The organism is Luteimonas terrae (assembly GCF_004358165.1).
GTDB classification, from domain to species: Bacteria; Pseudomonadota; Gammaproteobacteria; order Xanthomonadales; family Xanthomonadaceae; genus Luteimonas; species Luteimonas terrae.
The window spans coordinates 1404183-1420132 of the sequence record NZ_SMTG01000002.1; the positions used below are offsets into that span (position 1 = coordinate 1404183).

A 15950-nucleotide genomic window follows, 5' to 3' on the forward strand; every position below is an offset into this window, starting at 1 on the left:
TCTGCGGTGGCAACGCGCGCGGTGACCGGCGATTCTAGCAACCCGCCCCCGCCCGCGAGAGACCTCGATGCGCCGCCGTTACCTGCAACTGGACGTGTTCGCCGACCGGCCCGGCGCCGGCAATCCGCTCGGCGTCGTGATCGACGCGGACGGACTGGACGGCGCGGCGATGCAGGCGATCGCAAGCTGGACCAACCTGTCGGAAACCATCTTCCTGCTGCCGCCGGACGCGGGCGCCGATTACCGCGTGCGCATCTTCACCCCGCGCCAGGAGCTGCCGTTCGCCGGTCATCCCAGCGTCGGCGCGGCCTGGGCGGTGCTCGACCAAGGCCTTGCGATGCCGCGTGCGGGCGCGCTGGTGCAGCAATGCGCGGCCGGCCTGCTGCCGGTGCGGATCATCGGCGACGCCGCCGATTCGCGACCGTCGATCCGCGCACCGCGCGCGGTGCATCGCGCGACCCCGGACGGTGTCGAATCGCTGCTGGATGCCGTCCTGCGGTCGATGGGGGCCGGCGACGCCGCGCACGCCCTGCTCGACAACGGCCCGCGCTGGTGGTGCGTCGATCTGGTCGACGCCGTCGCCGTGCGGGCGCTGTCGCCGCCACTGCCCGAGATCTCGGCGCTATGCCTGGCCAGCGACGCGGTCGGCCTGGCAGTCTGCGGCCGCAGCGATGCCGACGATCACGCCCTCGCCGTGCGCGCGTTCTGCCCGCAGGACGGCATCGCCGAGGATCCGGTCACCGGCAGCGCCAATGCCGCGATCGCCGCGTGGCTGCACATGGATCGCGCCGAGACCGGCGAGGTCGTCCGCTACGTCGCCAGCCAGGGACGCGAGCTGGGGCGCGACGGCCGTGTCGAGGTGGAGATCGATGCCGCGAGCGAAGTCTGGATCGGCGGCGCGGTGCAGGCGGTGATCCGCGGGACGTTCGACTGGTAGAAACCTGCTCGATGTCCTGCTGCGCTTGCCAGCTGGCACGCGTGCGGTGCTCGGAGTGCTCACGTACTAGACGTACGCTGCGCTTCCTGCGCTCCACCACGCACCATCTGGCTGCGCTCGCGACGGACCTCGAACAGGTTTCAAGGCTGCCGCTACACTGTCGCGCCGCGTGACGCCCCCTGCCATGACATCTCGCCGCTTCGTCCAGGTGGACGTGTTCGCCGACCGGCCCGGCGCCGGCAATCCGCTGGCCGTGGTGCTCGATGCCGAAGGCCTCGACGACGCCAGCATGCAGGCCATCGCCCGCTGGACGCGTCTGCCCGAGACGACGTTCGTGCTGCCGGCCACGTCCGGCGATGCGAGCTATCGCATCCGCATGTTCTCGCCGCGCCGCGAGGTGCCGTTCGCCGGGCACCCGAGCGTGGGCACCGCGCACGTCGTGCTCGAAGCCGGGCTCGCCGTGCCCCGCGAGGGCCTGCTGGTCCAGGACGGCATTGCCGGCAAGCTGCCGCTGGAAGTCGTCGGCGACGGCCCTACGCGCACGATCGCCGTGCGCACGCCGCGCGCGTCGGTCGTCGAGACCGCATCGGCCGACGATCCCCGGCTGCGCGACGTGCTTGCCGCGATGCCGCTCGGCACGCTGCCGCCGGTGCTGATGGATGGCGGCCGCCGCTGGTGGCTGGCCGAACTCGCCAGCGAAGCGGACCTGCGTGCGGCGACGCCGGACTGGAACGCGATCGGCGCACTCGCCGACGCCACCGGCAGCATGGGCCTGTGCGCATTCGCGCGCTCAGACGATCCCGTGCACCACCTCGCGGTACGCGCCTTGGTCGGCTCGACCGGGCATTTCGAAGACGCGGCCTCGGGCGCCGCGAATGCGACGCTGGCCGCGTGGCTGGCCGATCGCGATGCCCTGCCCGGCCAGAACGGCCGCTACCGCATCAGCCAGGGGCGCGAGGTCGGACACGACGCGATCATCGAACTACACGTCGACGACAACGGTGATGTCTGGTCGGGCGGTCGCGTGCAGACCGTGGTGCGCGGGACGATCGACTGGCGCTGAAACGCCTGCTAGCCACGACGTAGGATGGGTAGAGCGCAGCGAAACCCATCGTTGCCCTGCGCCCGCGTGCGGCGGCGATGACCGGGAGCTGGCCTTTCGCTTCCGGCCCAGTCGTCGCTTCGCCTGCTGCTCTGGCGCGCGCCCAACAAAACGCTGATGGGTTTCGCCGCGCTCTACCCATCCTACGAAGCAAAAGCCGCTCCTACAGAAGACAGCAAAGCGCCGCGCCGATTTTCCGGCGCGGCGTGTTTTCAATCCATCAGCCCTCGAGTTCGGCGTCCAGCGTCAGCGGCACCGCCGACAGCGCCTTCGAGATCGGGCAATTCTGCTTGGCGTCGTCGGCGATCTCACGGAACTTCGCCGCCTCGATGCCCGGCACCTTGGCGCGCGTCTTCAGATGGATCGCGCTGAGCTGCGGGCCGCCGTCCATCGACAGGTCGACATCGGCGCGCGTGTCCAGCGACTCCGGCGGGAAACCCGCCTCGGTGAGCTTGGCCGACAGCGCCATCGTGAAGCAGCCTGCGTGCGCGGCGGCGATCAGTTCTTCGGGATTGGTGCCCTTCTCGTCGCCGAAGCGGGTGCCGAAGGCGTAGCGCGTGTCCGACAGCAGGCCGCTCTGCGGCGTGGACAGCGTGCCCTTGCCGGACTTCAGGTCGCCGGTCCAGCGGGCGGTGGCGTGGCGGGAAATACCCATGCGCAGTGCTCCTCGTACGTGATCGTGAGTGGGCCGCAGACGGTAACGCCGCCCGCGTTACGCGCGCGTCCGCGTGACGCGTCGCAACACGCGCGGCCTTGACGTCGGCCGCGCGATGATCCGGCCATGCCGCTGTCGCCTGCCCTTGCCGCCGTGCTCGCCGACATCGTGCTGACACTCCATGTCGGCATCGCGGTATTCGTCATCGGCATGACGCTCATAGTGCCGGTCGGCGGCTTTCGCGGCTGGCGCTGGGTGCGCGCATCCCGGCTGCGCTGGCTGCATGTCGGGCTGGTCGTCGTGATCGCCGTGCAGGCCTGGCTGGGGCGTCTGTGCCCGTTGACGATCTGGGAGCAGTGGCTGCGCATGCGCGCCGGACAACCCGCGTACGAGGGTTCGTTCGTCTCGTACTGGTTGTCGAAAGTGCTGTTTTTCGAGGCGCCGTGGTGGAGTTTCGTCGCCGCCTACAGTCTGCTGGTGCTGGTCGTCGCCGCGGCATGGTTCCGCTGGCCGCCGGAGCGTCGCCGCGCGCAGGCCGGGTGACGTTTCCAAAAGCCCTGTTTTTTTGCGGTTTCCTATTGGCGCGCGTGTCGCGATGCCCTACATTCCGCTTGCCGGGTCGCTCGGCCAGGACACATCAACCAAATTCGACGAGGGAACCACACACTCATGGCAACGAAGAAGGCCCCCACCAAGAAAGCCCCGGCCAAGAAGGCCGCTGCGCCGAAGAAGGCCGCCGCCGCGAAGCCGGCAGCACCGAAGCCGATCAAGGAAGCCCTGAGCAAGTCGGGCCTGGTCGCGCACATCGCAGAGTCCACCGGCGTTGCCGCCAAGGACGTGCGTTCGGTGTTCGCAGCGCTCGAAGGCGCCGTGCACGGTTCGATCAGCAAGAAGGGCGCGGGTTCGTTCACCCTGCCGGGTCTGCTGAAGATCACCTCGGTCAGCGTGCCGGCCAAGCCGAAGCGCAAGGGCATCAACCCCTTCACCAAGGAAGAGCAGTGGTTCGCCGCCAAGCCCGCCTCGGTCAAGGTCAAGGTGCGCCCGCTCAAGAAGCTCAAGGACGCTGCTGCCTGATTCCAGGCGACAAAGGTTCTTCGATCGGGACGGCCTTGGCCGTCCCGATTTCGTTTCGGGGAGGCTCGTCTCGGTACACCTCAGGGAACGCCGATCAAGCCCGTTCTGGCTGGTCATTCCCGCGCCAAGGTCGCGCTGCGCTTTCCGATCAGCCGACATGGAGATGTCCAGCGCCTGTCGGGTGCCACGACCACCAGGCGGATATCGGGCCGCGACCGGGCGTGGTACCCGACAGACGCCCGAGCGATGCATCCCTGGTCCGGCACTACACACGAGCACGTGTCCCCACTTGCGAACACGCACACAAGCCCCGATCCAGAGAAACGCCACCTGTCGCACACCGTGCACGCAGGTTGAATGCAGACCGCCGCAAGCTCGGCGCCGCTCTTTCCCTACCGGATGTCGACCGATGAGTTTCCAGGGTTTTCTCAATCACCTGCTCACCTCCCAGGCCGGCGGCAAGCCCGGCAGCAGCCTGCTCAACGCCGATTTCGGCAAGGGCGCGGCCACCGGCGGTGCGCTGGGCCTGCTGCTGGGCAAGAACCGCAAGACCCGCAAGCTGGCGACCTACGGCGGCCTCGCCGCGATCGGCGTGATGGCCTACAAGGCCTACGGCGATTACCAGAAGCAGCAGGCCGGGGTCGCCGCGCCAGCGCCGCAGACGGTCGACCGCCTGCCCGCCCCGCAGGTCGACATGCACAGCCAGGCCATCCTCAAGGCGCTGGTCGCCGCAGCCAAGGCCGACGGCCACGTCGATGCGCGCGAACGCGAACTGATCGAAGGCGAGTTCAAGCGCATCGATGAAGGCGCCGATGTGCAGCGCTGGATCCATGCCGAGCTGGAGCGTCCGCTGGATCCGGCCGAGGTCGCCAGTGCGGCGAGCACGCCGGAGATCGCATCGGAAATGTATCTGGCGAGCGTGCTGGTCGCCGACGAGACCAACTTCATGGAGCGCAGCTATCTCGACGAACTCGCGCGCCAGCTCAAGCTCGCCCCCGAGCTCAAGACGCGTCTCGAAGCGGAAGTGAAGGCGAGCACCGAAGCGCGCTGATCGTGCGGCGTGCGTCCGGAACGGCCTGCCACGTGCAGGCCGTTCCGCGTCCGGAGTCTGCACGCTGACCCCGGCTTCGCATCCCGCCTGCGAGGCTGGACGCATGTCAGAACGCACCCCCGACGCCGAGTCCGCCGCTGCAACACCGCCCGCACGCACGCCGCGCCGCGATTACACCCCGCAGCTGCGCGCGACACTCGGTTTCGTGTTCTGGGCGGCGCTGTTTGCGGCAGCCGGCTACTGGGCCTGGCACCAGCCCTTCATGGCGAAGCCGCGCGCGATCGCGACCCTGTCGTCCGCACCGGCGCCGACCTCGCTGCCGGTACCCGTGGATGGCGTCCGCGCGCAGCGCATCGCCGACACCTTCGGCGCGCCGCGCGGGCGCGATCGCAGGCACGAAGGCGTCGACATCTTCGCGCCCCGCGGCACGACCGTGCGCAGCGCGACCGAGGGTCTGGTGGTCGGCCTGCGCGAGGCCGGGCTGGGCGGCAAGCAGGTCTGGGTGATGGGACCGGGTCGCCAGCGCCACTACTACGCGCATCTCGACGGCTTCGCCGAATTGCTGGAGGTCGGCGATCTGGTGCGTCCGGGAGATGCGCTCGGCGTCGTCGGCGACACCGGCAATGCGCGCGGCACGCCGCCGCACCTGCACTACGGCGTCTACGGGCCGGGCGGCGCGCTCGACCCGCTGCCGTTGCTGCGCGCGCACGATACGGACGCGGACGACGACGCGCGCTAGCATCCGCCTGCGCCGCATCCGCGGCATCGGGGATCTCTTCGCATGTCGCATCGCGCCTGGTGGCTGGTCATTTCCGCGATCGTGCTGCTGTGCATCGCCGTCGCCGTGCAGGACGGCATGCGCCGCGCAGAGCAGAAGGCGCTGCGCGATGGTGTAACGACGGCGGATGACGCGCGTCCCGCGATGCCCGCAACGGACACGGCCGCATCCGCTCTCGACGCGGAGACGGTGCGCGCACGCAACGAAGCGATGACCGAAGCGGTCGCGGCGCTGCACGCCTACGTGGCCGCGCTGTTCAAGACCGACCGCAGCGAGGCCGACGCCGTGTGGACCGGCGGCCGCCCCGCGACGCACGGCGAAGCCGACCTGCGCGCACTCGAGGGCGTGACCGGCGTGCGCGTCGACAACGGCCGGCCCGCACCCCTGGACACCGCCCCGGTGCCGACGCAGCTGCGCATTCCGGTGCGCCTGCGGGTCGGCGTCCAAGGACCGCTGAAGCGTTACGAAGGCCATTACGACCTGCGTCGCGAGGCCGACGGCTGGCGCATCACCGGCGCGTCCGTCGATCCCCTGGCACCGGCGCGAAATCCGTAATGCCCGGCCGCATGACGCGTGGCGGGGTGCATGAGCCTGCGTTCGTGCAGGCAGATGCATGCCGCTTGCAAGGGCGGCCACCCCTCGCGCCAGCGACACACGCTGCCCGGCGCTGCGTTCCGGAGCACCTGCGCGCGCCGGCCGGGCGTCACCCCGCAAGCGCAGCCGGACGTTGAGCAGGTTCTCACCGCGACGGCGTTAAGCTGGGTGGGAAACTCGCCGGACATTGCACGATGGACAAACGGTTCTGGATCTGCGGCTTCACGATTGCCGCCACGGCGCTCGCGCTGGCCTTCATCGTGCACGGCGTGTTGCTGCGCGCCGACTATCTCGCCCTCGCCCACCTCTTCCGCCCGCAGGCGGACGCGAACACGCAGATCGGCTGGATCCTGCTGGCCTATGCCTCATTGGGGCTGGCGATGACCTGGCTGTACCGCTGGCTGCCGCCGCCCGATCGCAGCAAGCGCTGGCACGGCGCGCGCTTCGGGCTGGCGATCGCGCTGGTGTCCTTCGTGCCGTGGCATCTGCTGGCGCACGCGGGCCAGCCGTTTCCGCTGTCGCTCGCGCTCAAGCAGATCGGCTTCGACGTGATCGCGATGCTGCTGCTCGGCCTGCTGCTCGCCTGGCTGCAGCCGCATCGCAGAGTGCTGGCGCCGGCGCCGGACTGACGGCGCTTCCGCTTGCGCTAATCCCGCATTCACGGCACCTGCGTAGGGTGCGTCCATCGCCTTCTTGGAGCGCAGCATGCGTCGCCCCTTGTACCTCTTTCCCGCGCTCTGTCTGCTGCTGGTCGCGACCGCGTGTACGTCGCTCGGTGTGGTCTCGGCCTGGCTCAACGACCAGGTCGCCTTCAGCGCGCCGCAGCTGCAGCGGCAGCTGGACACGCGGTTCCCGCGCACGTTCGACAAGCTCGGCGGGCTGGTCTCGGTCACGCTCGACGAACCGCGCCTGACGATTCCCCAGGGCGACCGCCGCCTGCGCCTGGATTTCGACATCGGTGTGGATGGCGTGGGTGCCGACAGCCGCCCCGGCCATCTGGCGCTGGTGAGCGGCCTGCGCTACGACCCCTCGACGCGCGGCCTGCATCTGGAGAATCCGGAGCTGCTGCAGTTCGGCCTGCCGGGCTCGAACGCGCTGCTGCAGGGCGGCGCGCGCGGCATCGTCAACAGCCTGCTGGCCGAGTACGCGCGCAGCGAACCGGTCTATCGCCTCGACGACGATCTGCTGTCGAAGCTGCCGTCGGGCAAGAGCATCGGCAACGTCGACGTGACCGACGGTCGCGTGGTGGTGCACCTTGCGCGCTGAGCGTGCCGCGCGCCGGGTGGCCATCGCGCTGGCGCTGGCGTGCGCGCTCGGTGCATGCGGCGGTCGCGACGCTGAAGACGAGACTGCCGCCCTGCCCGGGCAGACGGCGGACACCGCTTTGCCGCAACCGCAGGCGTCCGCCGGCGGCGTCACCGGACTGACCGGCCAGCCCGGCCCGGGCAATGTGCCGCTCGGCGGCGAACTGCCGCAGCCGGAGGTGCCGGAGGGCGATGCGCTGCTGCCGCTCGAGGACAATCCGGAAACCGGCCTCGCCGGCGTGCCGGGCGAGCCCGCCGCGATGGCCCCCGAGCCGACTCCGGAAGAAGCATCGGCGGTCATCCGCACCTATTACGCCGCGATCAACGCGCTCGACTATCCGCGCGCCTACGCACTGTGGTCGGACGGCGGTCGCGCCAGCGGCCAGTCTCCCGAGCAGTTCGCGGCCGGCTTCGGCGAGACCTCAGTGGTCATGGTCGACATCGGGACGCCGGGCGCAGTGGAAGGCGCGGCGGGCTCGCGCTTCATCGAGATTCCCGTGACCTTGCGCGCGCAGCAGAGCGACGGCAGCAGCCGGCGCTTCGAAGGGCGTTACGTGCTGCGTCGCGCGGTCGTCGACGGCGCCAGCGACGCGCAGCGCAGCTGGCGGATCGCGTCGGCGGATCTGCGGGAAGTCGCTTCGCCCTGATTCGGCGGGTTCGCGACGTCGGGACTCACTGACGTCCTGACTGGCATCGCGGGGAATCGAAGCCCTCTCCCGCAACGCGGGCGAGGCGCGGGTGACCGCAGCTTCAATCCAGCTCGAGTCAGTCGCGTTGCGGACCGTCAGGCACCGACGCCCCTGCGCCGTTCCCGCGCAGGAGAACGCTTACTTCTTCGGCTGCAGCATCGTCCCGGTGCAGTCCTTGGAGCCACAGCGACATCCCCAGAGCTTCTTCAGCGCCGGCGTGTGCCGCTCGGCCAGGGTGATGCCGTAGTTGTAGGCCAGCTCCTCACCGGCGGCGATGTCGCGCGTGGCTTTGATGAACACCTTGTCTTTGTGCCGGCGGTCCTTGGGATCCTCCTGCACCACCGCCTCGCAGTTCGGCGCGCAGCTGTGGTTGATCCAGCGCGCGATGTTGCCGTCGTGGTTGGCGTCGATGACGTAGTCGTCGTTGAGCGTGAACAGAAAGGTGTGGCCGTTCTCGTCGATGTCGCCGTACTGCGTGTCGACCTCGTCGTGCGTGCGCAGCAGGCCCTTGTAACGGACGATGCGCTCGCCCTTGGCGATCGCGTCGGTGGCGAACACGCCGTTGCCGTGGATGTTCGACAGACGCGCTTCGATCTTCTTGGGCGTCTTGGCCTTCTTCGGCTTCGGCATTGCGGTGTCCGCGTCTGGATGAGCGTCGCATTGTGTCCAACATCCCCACGCGCCGCCAGCGTGGCCGCGACCGGTGCGCTGAACACCACGCCCGCAAGCGTTTGAGCTTGCCGGCGCAAAAGCGTACAATTCCGGTCCGATTTCATCCGACTCCCCCCGGTCGCCCCACGCCGTGCTTCGCGTCACCAAGCTCACCGATTACGCCACCGTCGTCCTGACCGTGCTCGCCGCACGGCCGCAGGACGTCATGAGTGCGGCTGAACTGGCCGAGCAGTCCGGCCTGGAGGCCCCGACGGTCAGCAAGCTGCTCAAGCCGCTGGCGCAGGCGGGCCTAGTCGAAGGGTTCCGCGGTGCCAACGGCGGGTATCGCCTGGCGCGCGACGCCGCCGCGATCAGCCTGGTGGAGATCGTCGAGGCCATGGAAGGTCCGCTAGCGATGACCGAGTGCAGCCTGCACGACAGCCAGTGCTCCATTTCCCGGCAGTGCGGCGTCCGTGGCAACTGGCGCCGGATCAACGACGTGGTGGCCGACGCTCTGCGTGCGGTCAGCCTTGCGCAGATGCTCGGTGACGGGCCGCAACCGCATTCCATTTCCACCGCCGGTGGGGCGAAGCGCATCGACGCCCGCCTCGCCCGCGCATAGACAGTAGGCAGCCCCCATGGCCACCGACATCATCGACATCCCGGACACCAACCGGGAGATCCACGAGCAGCTCGGCCGTCGCTACGACGCCGGCTTCGTCACCGACATCGAGTCCGACAGCTTCCCGCCGGGCCTCGACGAGGACGTCGTCCGTGCGCTGTCGGCGAAGAAGGAAGAGCCCGAGTGGATGACCGAATGGCGCGTCGCCGCCTATCGCCACTGGCTGACCATGCCGGTGCCGCACTGGGCCAAGCTGTCGATCGCGCCGATCGATTTCCAGGCCGTGAGCTACTACTCCGCGCCGAAGGCCAAGTACGCCTCGCTCGACGACGTGCCCAAGGAACTGCTCGACACCTACGACAAGCTCGGCGTGCCGCTGCACGAACGCGCCAAGCTCGCCGGCGTGGCCGTCGACGCGGTGTTCGATTCGGTGTCCGTCGGCACGACCTTCAAGAAGGAACTTGCCGAGAAGGGCATCATCTTCTGCTCGATGTCCGAGGCCATCGCCGATCACCCCGAGCTGGTCAAGCAGTACCTCGGCAGCGTGGTGCCGGTGGGCGACAACTACTTCGCCGCGCTGAACTCGGCCGTGTTCTCGGACGGCAGCTTCGTCTTCATTCCCAAGGGCGTGCGTTGCCCGATGGAGCTGAGCACCTATTTCCGCATCAATGCCGGCCACACCGGGCAGTTCGAGCGCACGCTGATCATTTGCGAGGACAAGGCCTACGTGTCGTATCTCGAAGGCTGCACCGCGCCGATGCGCGACGAGAACCAGCTGCATGCGGCGGTCGTCGAACTGGTCGCGCTGGAAGACGCCGAGATCAAGTATTCGACGGTGCAGAACTGGTACCCCGGCGACGAGAACGGCAAGGGCGGCATCTACAACTTCGTGACCAAGCGTGCCGAATGTCGCGGCGATCGCAGCAAGGTCGTCTGGGCACAGGTCGAGACCGGCTCGGCGATCACCTGGAAGTACCCGTCCTGCGTGCTGCTGGGCGACGATTCCTCCGGTGAGTTCCACTCCGTCGCGCTGACCCATCATCGCCAGCAGGCCGATACCGGCACCAAGATGATCCACGTCGGCAAGCGCACCAAGTCGAAGATCGTCAGCAAGGGCATCAGCGCCGGCCGCGGCCAGAACACCTATCGTGGCCTGGTCAAGGTGGGTGCGGGCGCCGAGGGTGCGCGCAACTACACCCAGTGCGATTCGCTGCTGATCGGCAAGGACTGCGGAGCGCACACCTTCCCGTACATCGAGGTCAAGCACCCCGGTGCGACGGTCGAACACGAGGCGACGACATCGAAGATCAGCGACGACCAGCTGTTCTACTGCCGCTCGCGCGGCATCAGCGAGGAAGACGCGGTCAGCCTGATCGTCGACGGCTTCTGCAAGCAGGTCTTCCGCGAACTGCCGATGGAGTTCGCCGTGGAAGCCAAGAAGCTGCTCGACGTGTCGCTCGAAGGTTCGGTCGGCTGAGTCGCCTATCGGCGATGTGATTCGTGATGGGTGATTGGTGATTCGAAAGAGCACCGCCCCCGCGAATCCACGACCGCCCTGCCTTCTCGAATCACCCATTACGAATCACCTATCACGGCCTTTCCATGCTCAAGATCGACAACCTCCACGCCTCCATCAACGAGCGCGCAATCCTCAAGGGCCTCTCGCTGGACGTGAAGCCGGGGGAAGTGCACGCGATCATGGGCCCGAACGGCGCCGGCAAGTCGACGCTGGGCAACCTGCTGTCGGGCCGCGACGGCTACGAGGTCACCGACGGCACCGTGACGTTCGACGGCCAGGACCTGCTGGCACTCGAACCCGAAGAGCGCGCCGCCGCCGGCGTGTTCCTCGCGTTCCAGTACCCGGTCGAGATCGCCGGCGTGAACAATACCTACTTCCTGCGCAGCGCGCTCAACGCGCAGCGCAAGGCGCGCGGCGAGGCGGAACTCGATTCGATGCAGTTCCTCAAGCTGGTGCGCGAGAAGCTGTCGGTGCTGCACCTCGACGACCGCCTGCTGCATCGCGGCGTCAACGAAGGCTTTTCGGGTGGTGAGAAGAAGCGCAACGAGATCTTCCAGCTCGCGGTGCTCGAACCGAAGCTGGCGATCCTCGACGAGACCGACTCGGGCCTCGATATCGACGCGCTCAAGCACGTCGCCGACGGCGTCAACGCGCTGCGCTCGCCGGATCGCGCCTTCATCGTGATCACCCACTACCAGCGCCTGCTCGACTACATCAAGCCGGACGTGGTGCACGTGCTGGCCGACGGCCGCATCGTGCAGAGCGGCGGCCCGGAGCTGGCGCTGCAGCTCGAAGAGAAGGGCTACGAGTGGGTCAAGGACCGCGTGGCGCCCGAGGGTGAAGAAACGCGTTTGCGGACCACTGGTCCGCGCGCTGATGAACGCACGGCGGCTACGCCGACGGGCCGGGACGCTGCCTGATGAGCGCCCTGCTCGACTCCCTCACCGCCGGCTTCGACGGCGACGCCGCGCGCCGTGCGGCGCTCGACACGACCCTCGCCACCGGCCTGCCCGGCCCGCGCAGCGAATCGTGGAAGTACACCTCGCTGCGCGCGCTCGAGCGTCGCAGCTTCGTCGCGCCGTCGCCAGATGTGGCCGACGTCGATACAGGCCTCGTCGCGTCGATCCCGGCGCCGCGCATCGTCTTCGTCAACGGACGCCTGTCTGCGGCGCTGTCTGACCTCGGCGCCGCCGTGCCGGGCCTGTCGATCGGCACGCTGTCCGATGTGGACGCGCTGCCGGCGATCGAGGACCGCGCCGATGCGGTGTTCGCACGTCTCAACGGCGCATTGGCCGAGGCCGGCGTGTCCATCACGGTGGAGGCCGATGCGCGGATCGCGCCTGCCGTGCATCTGGTCTGCATCGGTGCACCGGCCGAGGGCGATCTCGCCTGGCATCTGCGGCATCACGTGGAGCTGGGCGAGCGCGCCACGCTGACCGTCGTCGAACATCATCTCGATGCGGGCGTGCACCGCCACCTCGACAACTCGATCGTGTCGCTGCGTGTCGCGGAACGTGCCGAACTGCACCACGTGCGGCTACAGCACCGTGGCGCGGGCGCAACGAGCTTCCTGCGCACCGATGCCGAACTGCAGGCCGCGTCGGTCTACACCCGCGTCGACGTCGAGGCCGGTGGCGCGCTGTCGCGTCACGAACTCGACGTGCGTCTGCTCGGCGACGATGCGCGCCTGACCGCCAACGGCGTGCTGCTGGCCGGCGGTCGCGCCCACGTCGACACGCGCCTGGGCATCCGCCACGTCGCGAAGAACACCGCCTGCGAACTCAAGTGGCGCGGCATCGGCGATGCGCGCGGCCGCGTCGTGTTCCACGGCGGCATCACCATCGATGCCGGCGCCGACGGCACCGACGCGCGCCTGTCGAACAAGAATCTGCTGCTGTCGAGCACCGCCGAGATCGACACCCAGCCGGTACTGGTGATCCATGCCGACGAAGTGCAGGCCGCGCACGGCGCGACCGTCGGACAGCTTGACCCGAATGCCCTCTTCTACCTGCGTTCGCGTGGCCTGCCGCAGGCGGACGCCCAGCGTGTGCTGACCGCGGCCTTCGTGCGCGAGCCGCTGTCGACCATCGCCGACACCGCGCTGCGCGCGCAGGCCGAAGCCGCGCTCGACGGCGCCGTTGCCGGACTGGTCACGGCATGAGTACCGCGCTGCCGCCCGTGACACCGCCCTTCGACGCGCCCAGCGCGCCGGCCGGACGCGACGGCAGTGTCGACTGGGACGCGGTCCGCGCGGATTTCCCGCTGCTGCTGCGCGAAGTCCACGGCAAGCCGCTGATCTATTTCGACAATGCCAACACCGGGCAGAAGCCCGCGCCGGTGATCGAAGCGGTCGACGGGTTCTACCGCCGCCAGAACGCCAACGTCAGCCGTGCCGTGCACCAGCTCGGCACCGAGGCGACCGACGCCTACGAGGGCACCCGCGGCAAGCTGGCCCGCTTCCTCAACGTCCGCAGCGACGAACTGGTGCTGTGCAGTGGCACGACGTTCGCGCTCAATCTGGTCGCGTATTCGTGGGCGCTGCCGCGGCTGAAGGCCGGCGACACGATCCTCGTCTCGCGCATGGAGCACCACGCCAACATCGTGCCGTGGCAGCTGATCGCCGAGCGCACCGGCGCGACCGTGCGCGTGGCCGAGATCCTGGAGGACGGCACGCTCGATCTCGACGCGCTGCGCCGCGCGATGACGTCCGACGTGAAACTGCTGGCGCTGACCCACGTCTCCAACGTGCTCGGCACGGTGAATCCGGTGCGGGAGATCTGCCGCGAGGCGCGCAAGCGCGGCATCGTCACCGTCATCGACGGCTCGCAGGCCGTGCCGCACCGCCGCGTCGACATCGCCGCGATCGGCTGCGACTTCTATGCCTTCACCGGCCACAAGATGTGCGGGCCGACCGGCACCGGTGCGCTGTGGGCGCGCCGCGAGCATCTGCAGGCGATGCCGCCGTTCCTGGGCGGCGGCGAGATGATCAAGGAAGTCAGTTTCGAGAAGACGGTCTACAACGATCCGCCGCACCGCTTCGAGGCCGGCACGCCGAACATCGCCGGCTTCGTCGGGCTTGGCGCGGCGGTCGACTATCTCGACCGGCTGGGCCTGGACCACGTCGAGCGCCGCGAAGCCGAACTGCTGGCCCACCTGACCGAGGCGCTGCAGCAGATCGACGGCCTGCGCATCTTCGGCACTGCGCCGGACAAGGCCGCGGTGGTCTCGTTCCTGATCGAAGGCGCGCATGCGCACGATCTGGCCACGCTGCTCGATCTGGAGGGCGTCGCGATCCGTTCCGGCCAGCACTGCGCGCATCCGCTGCTGCAGTTCTACGGTGTCGCCGCGACATGCCGCGCCTCGCCTGCGTTCTACAACACGCACGCCGAGATCGACGCCTTCGTCGCCGCGCTGCGCAGGGTGCGCACGCTGCTCGGTTGAGCGATGCGCGAGATGGCGGCATCGATCCGCAGGCCTGCAGACGTCGCCCGCGCCAGCACGGGTCCACAGGCCGACCGCGTGGCGGGATAATGCGGTGATTCCGTTTCCGCACGCCGCCATGCCCGCCCATCCCTTCCGCGTCGCCACCATCGCCGACATCCCCGCGCTCGTGGCGCTGGTGACGTCCGCCTACCGCGGCGAGTCCAGCCGCAGCGGCTGGACCACCGAGGCCGATCTGCTCGACGGCGCCCGTATCGATCCCGACGTGCTGCGCGCCGACATCGAGCGCGCCGACAGTCGCGTGGTCGTCATCGATGGCGCATCCGGACCCTCGGCCTGCGCACACGTCGCGATCGACGACGGGTACGGCTACTTCGGCATGTTCGCGGTCGACCCGACCCTGCAGGGTCGCGGCACCGGCGACGCCCTGCTGGCCGAATGCGAACGCATCGCCCGCGAGGACTGGCAGCTGCCGGGCCTGCGCATGACCGTGATCGACGTGCGCGACGCCCTGATCGCCTGGTACGTGCGCCGCGGCTATCGCCGCACCGGCGTCCTCAAGCCTTTCCCCTACGGCGATACCCGCTTCGGCATTCCGCGACGCGACGACCTGCGCTTCGAAGTGCTGGAGAAGACCTTCGGAGACACGCCATGAGCGAGACCTGGACCTTCGTCTGCCCGACCGGCGAGTTGCTGCCCGGCGAGATGCGCACGACCTTCGACGAAGTGACCGGCACGCCGATCATCGTCCTCAACCTCGACGGCGACCTCTACGCCCTCGAGGACCAGTGCAGCCACGAGGATTTCGGCCTGTCCGGTGGCGGCGAGTTCGACACCGGCGCGGGCACGATCGAATGTGTGCTGCACGGCGCAAAGTTCGATGTACGCGATGGACGTGCGCTGTGCGCGCCGGCTTACGAGCCGGTCGCCAAGTTTCCGACCAAGGTGGAGCATGGCGGTGTCTGGACGCGGGACGATCGCGACTGATCCGCGCCGCACGCCGGCAGCGAAAGGCAATCGTTTTCCTTTGATGTCGAGAATCATTCTCGGTTAAGATTCCACCGGGGCATCGCGCCCCGGGGAATCCGCGTGACGCATGGCGACCACACACCGATAGAGCCGCAGCTGCGCGATCGCGCGCTTGCGGTTCTGCGCGTGGTCGCCGCTGCATTGCTGTTCCTGATGCTGTGGGCGGCGACCCTGGGACCCACTGCGCTGGCCGCCACGGCCTCGAGCGGCCTGTTGCCGGACGCGGCGCAGTTCGATCATGGCGGCGAATTGCCCACGCCCACCGAACCGGCTTCGCTCGCCGAGGCACCCCGCGCACCGCGCGGGCATCTGCCGCAATGCACGATCATCGCCGTCGCCGCCCTGGCGGCGGCACCGCCGGTCCTGCGCCCCAGCCGTCGCAGCAGACGCCGGCACCCTTCGGCCCGACCGCGCCGACAAGGGCCACTCCGCCGCCAGCACCGCGGCCGCGCACCACCCCGCTGACGCCCGATCCGCCGGTCCGCCGGCGCACCGCACGCCGCA

At 69.0% G+C, this 15950-nt stretch carries 20 protein-coding genes; 18 read left to right on the plus strand and 2 right to left on the minus strand.

What is annotated here, in order from left to right; genetic code table 11:
• Nucleotides 1–67: 67 nt before the first annotated feature.
• Together E2F49_RS06535 and E2F49_RS06540 are read left to right on the plus strand one after the other, a co-directional pair.
• Nucleotides 68–937 (plus strand): PhzF family phenazine biosynthesis protein, encoded by an 870-nt coding sequence (locus E2F49_RS06535; protein ID WP_133393070.1) that lies wholly within the window; start codon nucleotides 68–70, stop codon nucleotides 935–937.
• Between the two features lie 184 nt (nucleotides 938–1121).
• The gene (locus E2F49_RS06540; protein WP_133393071.1) at nucleotides 1122–2000 is read left to right on the plus strand and encodes a PhzF family phenazine biosynthesis protein; all 879 of its coding nucleotides are present in this window, start codon (nucleotides 1122–1124) and stop codon (nucleotides 1998–2000) included.
• Nucleotides 2001–2259: 259 nt separating this feature from the next.
• Here the strand turns inward: E2F49_RS06540 and E2F49_RS06545 are convergent, their stop codons facing one another.
• On the minus strand, nucleotides 2260–2694 hold the full coding sequence (locus tag E2F49_RS06545) for an OsmC family protein (RefSeq protein WP_055249101.1): 435 nt from the start codon (nucleotides 2692–2694) through the stop codon (nucleotides 2260–2262).
• A 126-nt stretch (nucleotides 2695–2820) separates the two neighbouring features.
• Between E2F49_RS06545 and E2F49_RS06550 the strand changes: the two genes are divergently transcribed.
• The 8 genes from E2F49_RS06550 (at nucleotide 2821) to E2F49_RS06585 (ending at nucleotide 8142) form a co-directional block, all read left to right on the plus strand.
• Entirely contained in the window at nucleotides 2821–3237 is a 417-nt protein-coding gene (locus E2F49_RS06550; RefSeq protein ID WP_133393072.1) for a DUF2784 domain-containing protein, read from the plus strand.
• Nucleotides 3238–3363: 126 nt separating this feature from the next.
• Nucleotides 3364–3768 carry an HU family DNA-binding protein gene (locus E2F49_RS06555; protein WP_133393073.1) on the plus strand — a complete coding sequence of 135 codons (405 nt, stop codon included), beginning with the start codon at nucleotides 3364–3366 and terminating at the stop codon, nucleotides 3766–3768.
• A gap of 409 nt (nucleotides 3769–4177) precedes the next feature.
• Complete coding sequence (locus tag E2F49_RS06560; RefSeq protein WP_133393074.1) at nucleotides 4178–4819, plus strand: tellurite resistance TerB family protein; 642 nt, start codon at nucleotides 4178–4180, stop codon at nucleotides 4817–4819.
• Nucleotides 4820–4922: 103 nt separating this feature from the next.
• The gene (locus tag E2F49_RS06565) at nucleotides 4923–5558 is read left to right on the plus strand and encodes a M23 family metallopeptidase (protein WP_133393075.1); all 636 of its coding nucleotides are present in this window, start codon (nucleotides 4923–4925) and stop codon (nucleotides 5556–5558) included.
• A gap of 42 nt (nucleotides 5559–5600) precedes the next feature.
• Nucleotides 5601–6152: a hypothetical protein gene (locus tag E2F49_RS06570; protein WP_133393076.1), complete on the plus strand. Its 552-nt coding sequence runs from the start codon at nucleotides 5601–5603 to the stop codon at nucleotides 6150–6152.
• 233 nt (nucleotides 6153–6385) lie between these two features.
• Nucleotides 6386–6820: a hypothetical protein gene (locus tag E2F49_RS06575; protein WP_133393077.1), complete on the plus strand. Its 435-nt coding sequence runs from the start codon at nucleotides 6386–6388 to the stop codon at nucleotides 6818–6820.
• Nucleotides 6821–6896: 76 nt separating this feature from the next.
• Nucleotides 6897–7457 carry a DUF1439 domain-containing protein gene (locus E2F49_RS06580; RefSeq protein ID WP_133393078.1) on the plus strand — a complete coding sequence of 187 codons (561 nt, stop codon included), beginning with the start codon at nucleotides 6897–6899 and terminating at the stop codon, nucleotides 7455–7457.
• The gene (locus E2F49_RS06585; RefSeq protein WP_133393079.1) at nucleotides 7447–8142 is read left to right on the plus strand and encodes a hypothetical protein; all 696 of its coding nucleotides are present in this window, start codon (nucleotides 7447–7449) and stop codon (nucleotides 8140–8142) included. The genes E2F49_RS06580 and E2F49_RS06585 overlap by 11 nt, the downstream gene beginning before the upstream one ends.
• A 180-nt stretch (nucleotides 8143–8322) precedes the next feature.
• Here the strand turns inward: E2F49_RS06585 and E2F49_RS06590 are convergent, their stop codons facing one another.
• Nucleotides 8323–8814: an SET domain-containing protein gene (locus tag E2F49_RS06590; RefSeq protein ID WP_133393080.1), complete on the minus strand. Its 492-nt coding sequence runs from the start codon at nucleotides 8812–8814 to the stop codon at nucleotides 8323–8325.
• Nucleotides 8815–8986: 172 nt separating this feature from the next.
• Here E2F49_RS06590 and E2F49_RS06595 point away from each other — a divergent pair, with 172 nt between their 5' ends.
• The 8 genes from E2F49_RS06595 (at nucleotide 8987) to E2F49_RS06630 (ending at nucleotide 15911) form a co-directional block, all read left to right on the plus strand.
• Nucleotides 8987–9457: an SUF system Fe-S cluster assembly regulator gene (locus E2F49_RS06595; RefSeq protein ID WP_055249121.1), complete on the plus strand. Its 471-nt coding sequence runs from the start codon at nucleotides 8987–8989 to the stop codon at nucleotides 9455–9457.
• 16 nt (nucleotides 9458–9473) lie between these two features.
• Nucleotides 9474–10934, plus strand: a complete 1461-nt coding sequence (gene sufB, locus E2F49_RS06600) for a Fe-S cluster assembly protein SufB (protein WP_133393081.1) — start codon at nucleotides 9474–9476, stop codon at nucleotides 10932–10934.
• Between the two features lie 125 nt (nucleotides 10935–11059).
• Nucleotides 11060–11896: a Fe-S cluster assembly ATPase SufC gene (gene sufC, locus E2F49_RS06605; RefSeq protein ID WP_133393082.1), complete on the plus strand. Its 837-nt coding sequence runs from the start codon at nucleotides 11060–11062 to the stop codon at nucleotides 11894–11896.
• The gene (gene sufD / locus E2F49_RS06610) at nucleotides 11896–13137 is read left to right on the plus strand and encodes a Fe-S cluster assembly protein SufD (protein ID WP_133393083.1); all 1242 of its coding nucleotides are present in this window, start codon (nucleotides 11896–11898) and stop codon (nucleotides 13135–13137) included. Before sufC ends, sufD begins: the two co-directional genes overlap by 1 nt.
• The gene (locus tag E2F49_RS06615) at nucleotides 13134–14417 is read left to right on the plus strand and encodes a cysteine desulfurase (RefSeq protein WP_133393084.1); all 1284 of its coding nucleotides are present in this window, start codon (nucleotides 13134–13136) and stop codon (nucleotides 14415–14417) included. The genes sufD and E2F49_RS06615 overlap by 4 nt, the downstream gene beginning before the upstream one ends.
• 118 nt (nucleotides 14418–14535) lie before the next feature.
• Nucleotides 14536–15072 (plus strand): GNAT family N-acetyltransferase, encoded by a 537-nt coding sequence (locus tag E2F49_RS06620; protein ID WP_133393085.1) that lies wholly within the window; start codon nucleotides 14536–14538, stop codon nucleotides 15070–15072.
• A complete protein-coding gene (locus E2F49_RS06625) occupies nucleotides 15069–15404 on the plus strand; it encodes a non-heme iron oxygenase ferredoxin subunit (RefSeq protein ID WP_133393086.1) in 336 nt (111 codons plus the stop codon). The genes E2F49_RS06620 and E2F49_RS06625 overlap by 4 nt, the downstream gene beginning before the upstream one ends.
• A gap of 102 nt (nucleotides 15405–15506) precedes the next feature.
• Nucleotides 15507–15911 carry a hypothetical protein gene (locus E2F49_RS06630; protein ID WP_133393087.1) on the plus strand — a complete coding sequence of 135 codons (405 nt, stop codon included), beginning with the start codon at nucleotides 15507–15509 and terminating at the stop codon, nucleotides 15909–15911.
• Nucleotides 15912–15950 lie beyond the last annotated feature (39 nt).